General features: G+C 61.4%; 5 protein-coding genes. All 5 read right to left on the reverse strand.

All coding sequences use genetic code 11. The features are described from left to right. Nucleotides 1-1338, reverse strand: a 1338-nt coding sequence (lnt, locus tag HKN06_05630) for an apolipoprotein N-acyltransferase (GenBank protein NNF60794.1), incomplete at its 3' end; no start/stop codon positions are given. Further along, on the reverse strand, nt 1338-2213 hold the full coding sequence (locus HKN06_05635; protein NNF60795.1) for a CBS domain-containing protein: 876 nt from the start codon (nt 2211-2213) through the stop codon (nt 1338-1340). The genes HKN06_05635 and lnt, both read right to left, overlap by 1 nt. Before the next feature lie 11 nt (nt 2214-2224). Next, on the reverse strand, nt 2225-2704 hold the full coding sequence (ybeY, locus tag HKN06_05640; protein NNF60796.1) for an rRNA maturation RNase YbeY: 480 nt from the start codon (nt 2702-2704) through the stop codon (nt 2225-2227). Continuing rightward, nucleotides 2697-3662, reverse strand: a complete 966-nt coding sequence (locus tag HKN06_05645; GenBank protein ID NNF60797.1) for a PhoH family protein — start codon at nt 3660-3662, stop codon at nt 2697-2699. The genes ybeY and HKN06_05645 overlap by 8 nt, the downstream gene beginning before the upstream one ends. A gap of 7 nt (nt 3663-3669) precedes the next feature. Further along, complete coding sequence (miaB, locus tag HKN06_05650) at nt 3670-5016, reverse strand: tRNA (N6-isopentenyl adenosine(37)-C2)-methylthiotransferase MiaB (GenBank protein NNF60798.1); 1347 nt, start codon at nt 5014-5016, stop codon at nt 3670-3672. Between the last annotated feature and the right edge of the window lie 148 nt (nt 5017-5164).

Raw genomic sequence — 5164 nt, forward strand, 5'->3', positions numbered from 1 at the left:
CTGCTCGATGCGCCCGTCCGGCGCTATTACGGCACTGACTCCGGTGTTGGTGGCACGCAGCAGGTAACGCCCGGTCTCGATGGCCCGCGCCCGCGCAATCTGCATGTGCTGGTGCGGCGCAATCGACGTGCCAAACCAGGCATCGTTGCTGACATTCACCAGCAGCGTTGCTTCCGGCAGCATCAACCGTTGCTCGTTGCCGAACACGTCTTCGTAACAGATTGACGGCGCGATTTTCTGCCCGGCCACCTGCAGCGGGCGCTGGTCGTCACCGCCGCTTGTATAATCACTGTACGGCAGGTTACGCAGCCGCAACCACTCGCGCACGAACCCCGGCACCGGGAAATATTCTCCAAACGGCACCAGGTGACGCTTGTGATAGACGTTCTGCGACCCACGAAGAGCAATTACGCCGTTGTAATAACTGTTGGTTACCGGATCGTATTCGATAGTGCCGGTGACAATTTCCGTGTCGTACGCCTCCCCCTCTAACGCGATCTTTGCGTAGTAATCCACCAGCGACACGCGCAAAGCCGGTATCGCCGCTTCCGGCCAGATCACCAGGTCACTGTCCCAGTGCTGTCGTGTGAGATCGCGATACAGCCGCATGGTCGGCACCAGTTCTTCCGGCAGCCACTTGCGGTCCTGCGGAATTGCGCCCTGCACGATACTGACGGTCAGCGTGTCCTCGGCAGCATCGGTCCACGGCACTTGCTGCGACCACCAGCCAAATGCCCATGTCGCTGCCAGCAACCCGACTGCGACGACGCGCTCCCGAATGTCGCCGCCGGCAAGCGTGCGCAACGCCCCCGCCGAAACCGCGACCGCGGCGCTGGCTGCGAATATGCCGCCCAGCGGTATATACCCGGCCAGCATGCTGCTTGTTGTGCTGTAGCCCAGGCTCAGCCAGGGAAAGCCGGAAAGGAACCAGCCACGCAGCCATTCGGCCAGCACCCAGCACGCCGGAAAAGCTGCCAGCCAGCGCAGCGCTCCGGCCGGCGCGTAGCGTGCAGCGACATAGCAGGCCAGCGCCGAGTAACAGGCCATGAAGGCCATCAGCGCCGCCATCAGCAGCAGCGCCAGCACCAGCGGCGCCTCGCCGAAGACGTGAATACTCACATACAGCCAGTAAGTGCCGGTGAGAAAAGCGCCAGCACCAAACAACCAGCCACGCCATGCGGCAACACGTGGTGTCACATCGTCAATCAGCCACAGCAAGCACGCCAGCAAAAGTGGCAGCAGCAGGTACGAGTCGAACGGTGAAAAAGCCAGCGGAACAGGCAAGCCGGCGGCGAAGGCGAGCCAGGCGCCGTAACGTTGCCGCAGGCCGACGATCATCAGGCGCGCTGCCGGACGTCTTCGGTGTTCTCTTCTGTCGGGGTAACCTGTACGACGTCGATGCGACGCCGGTCGGCACGCATGACTTTGAAATTGAAGCCGCTGAAGCTGACCGATTCACCACGCCGCGGCAGCCGGCCCAGCCGGTGCATGATCAGCCCGCCGATGGTGTCGTATTCCTCGTCGCTCAGCTCGCTATTGAAATAATCATTGAAGTCTTCGATGCGGGTCAGCGCACGCACCCGAAAACGCGTATCGCTCTCGCGCTGGATGAAACCTTCGTCGACGATATCGTGCTCGTCGTCGATTTCGCCGACGATCTGCTCGATAACATCTTCGATAGTGATCAGACCCGACACGCCGCCGTACTCGTCTACAACCACAGCCATGTGGTTGCGGTTGGCGCGGAACTCTTTCAGCAGCACGTTTAGCCGCTTGCTTTCGGGAATAAACACGGCAGGACGCAGGCATTCGCGAATGTCGAACTGCGCTTCGCCGTTTTCGGAAAAAAACCGCAGCAGGTCTTTGGCCAGCAGAATGCCGACCACTTCGTCGCGGTTTTCACCGACCACAGGAAAACGTGAATGACCCGATTCGACTATCGAGTGCAGCAGTTCCTTGGGATCGGCATCGCGCTCGACCACGACCATGTGGGCACGCGGGATCATGATGTCGCGCACCTGTTCTTCAGCCACGTCGAGAACGCCCTCCAGCATGCTGCGGGCGTCTGCGTCGATGAGTTCTCTGTCCTGGGCTTCGCGCAATACCTGCAGCAGTTCATCCCGATCGCGGGGTTCGCCTGCCAGCGCGTGAAGCATGCGCCTTATCCAGTGGGTGCCGGTGCCGTTACTACTCGGAGGGTGGTCGTCTGTCATTGCGGGGGAGGTCAATCTCCCGGCCTGGCGGCCGGATCGCCGGCCTCGTAGGGATTGGAATATCCCAGACCGGCGAGGATGTCCACCTCACGGGTCTCCATTTCGGCAGCCTGGGACTCGTTTTGGTGGTCAAGACCCTGTAAATGCAGGATTCCGTGCACTACCAGGTGGGCCCAGTGGGCAGCGGCGGGCTTGCCCTGGGCGCGGGCTTCCGCGGCTACCACCGGCGCGCAGATCACCACATCGCCCAGCAGGTGCACCCCAGCCTCGGGCGGCGCGTCGGCGGGAAACGCCAGCACGTTGGTCGCGCCCGGCTTGTCGCGATAATCCTGGTTGAGCTGCGTGATCTCGGCTTCGTCGACGATACGCACGGTGAGTTCCGCGTTACGGTTGGCGCCGGCCAGCGCCGCCTGCGCCCATCGGCGAACATCACTCGCCGCCGGCAGCCCGTCATCGGCCGCCGCATACTGCACGTCGATGGGTTCAGCCACCTTTGCTGTCTTTGTCGTGGCTCGCGTAGGCGTCGACGATGCGCCGCACCAGCGGATGCCGCACCACGTCGCGCGCGTTGAATTGCGTGAAGTGAATACCCTTGACGTCGCGCAACACCTTCATGGCATGACGCAGCCCTGACTCGCGATGGTCCGGCAGGTCAGTCTGGGTGATGTCGCCGGTTACCACGGCTTTGGCGCCGAAACCGATACGCGTCAGAAACATCTTCATCTGCTCGATGGTCGTGTTCTGCGCCTCGTCGAGAATCACAAACGATTCATTCAGCGTGCGGCCACGCATGTAGGCCAGCGGCGCAACTTCGATCACGTTGCGGTCGATCAGCCGCGCGACACGATCGAAGCCGAGCATTTCGTACAGCGCGTCGTAAATCGGCCGCAAATAGGGGTCCACTTTCTGCGACAGATCGCCGGGCAGGAAGCCGAGCCGCTCACCCGCCTCCACTGCCGGGCGCACCAGCACGATACGACGCACCGACTCGCGCTCCAGCGCATCAACGGCACAGCCGACAGCAAGATAGGTTTTGCCGGTGCCGGCCGGTCCGATACCAAAGGTAAGATCGTTTTTGCGGATGCTGTTGACGTAGCCTTGCTGGTTACCACCACGCACCCGGATCAGCGTGCGCCGCGTCTTTATCAGCAGCTGCTCGTCGTTTTCGCCATTGCCGTCCATGCCGAGCTGCTGCAGCGACATGTGCACGTCCTGCGGCGTGACGTTTTCTTTTTCCGTGCGACTGAACAGATCGCACAGCACGTCGCGCCCGGCACTGGCTGCTTTTGAATCACCGACAACACGAAAATGATTTCCGCGGTTGGATATCTGCACGTCGAGACGGCGCTCTATCTGGCGCAGGTGCTCGTCGAGCTGGCCGCACAGATTGGCGAGGCGCTCGTTATCGGCGGGCTCGAGATCGAATTCCTGGGTAACGGGTTGGGGCAAGGGTTCCTCAGGCCGTTGCGCGCTGGGCTGGCTCGATCATGCGCCCGCGCAGCGAATTGGGCAATGCCTCGGTGATTTGCACGCTGACAAATTCGCCAATCAGCCCGGCCGGGCCGTCAAAATTAACCCAGCGGTTGTTTTCGGTGCGCCCGGCAACCTGGCTGTTACTTTTTTTCGATGTGCGCTCGACCAGCACCACCTGCTGGCTGCCAACCATCCCTTCGCTTATGGCCATTGCCTGCTGGTTGATACGTGCCTGCAGCAGCTGCAGCCGCTGTTGCTTGGTTTCGTGCGACACATCGTCGGGCAGGCCGGCCGCCGGTGTGCCGGGACGGCGGCTGTAGATAAAGCTGAATGACTGGTCGTAACCGATATCGGCAATAAGATTCATGGTCGCTTCGAAATCGGCATCGGTCTCGCCGGGGAACCCGACAATAAAGTCAGACGATATGGAAATGTCGGGGCGTACTTCGCGCAGCTTGCGGATCTTCTGCTTGTACTCCAGCGTGGTGTGGCCGCGTTTCATCAGCGCCAGAATGCGGTCCGAACCGCTTTGCACCGGCAGATGTAAATAATTGACCAGCTTGTCCACCGACGCATAGGCCTCAATCAGGCTGTCGGTGAATTCCACCGGGTGCGAAGTAGTAAAGCGAATTCGTTCGATGCCATCGATGGCGGCGACGTAGTGAATAAGCGTGCCCAGGTCACACAGCATGCCGTCGTGCATTGGCCCCTGGTAGGCATTGACGTTCTGCCCCAGCAGGTTGACCTCGCGTATGCCCTGCTCGGCCAGCCGCACCGTTTCGGCAATAACATCATCGAACGGCCGGCTGAACTCTTCACCGCGGGTGTACGGCACCACGCAAAATGAGCAGTACTTGCTGCAGCCTTCCATGATGGACACGAACGCCGTCGGGCCCGCGGCGCGCGGCTTCGGCAGGTGATCGAACTTTTCGATTTCCGGGAAGCTGACATCGACCACCGCCTGACCCCGCTTGCGGGTATCGTCGATGAGCTGCGGCAGCCGGTGCAGCGTCTGCGGTCCGAACACCACGTCGACACAAGGTGCGCGTTTGGTAATCGCCTCGCTTTCCTGGCTGGCGACACAGCCGCCAACACCGATCACCGTGCCCGGCTTTGTTTCCTTGAACGTCTTCCAGCGTCCCAGCAATGAAAAGACCTTTTCCTGCGCCTTCTCACGGATCGAGCAGGTATTGAGCAACAGCACGTCGGCTTCAGCCGGATCGTCGGTAACCTCCAGGCCATGGGATTCCCGCAGCACGTCAGCCATCCTGGCCGAGTCGTACTCGTTCATCTGGCACCCGAAGGTCTTGATGTGCAGCTTGCCGCTCATAAGGCCGGCCATCTTACCGTAGCAGCGGCATCCTTGCCGCGCTCACCTGCGCGCAATCGCGCCTGGAAGGCGCTCCTACGGTAACGGATCGCCAGTGCCTGGCACCCGGCTTCGTAGCAGCGGCATCCTTGCCGCGATCACCTGCGCG

The organism is Gammaproteobacteria bacterium, assembly GCA_013003425.1.
In the GTDB taxonomy this organism is placed as follows: Bacteria; Pseudomonadota; Gammaproteobacteria; order Steroidobacterales; family JABDKV01; genus JABDJB01.

Coding starts and splice junctions, on each gene's coding strand:
- miaB (NNF60798.1), bottom strand. CDS start 5,016: ATGAGCGGCAAGCTGCACATCAAGACCTTCGGGTGCCAGATGAACGAG.
- HKN06_05635 (NNF60795.1), bottom strand. CDS start 2,213: ATGACAGACGACCACCCTCCGAGTAGTAACGGCACCGGCACCCACTGG.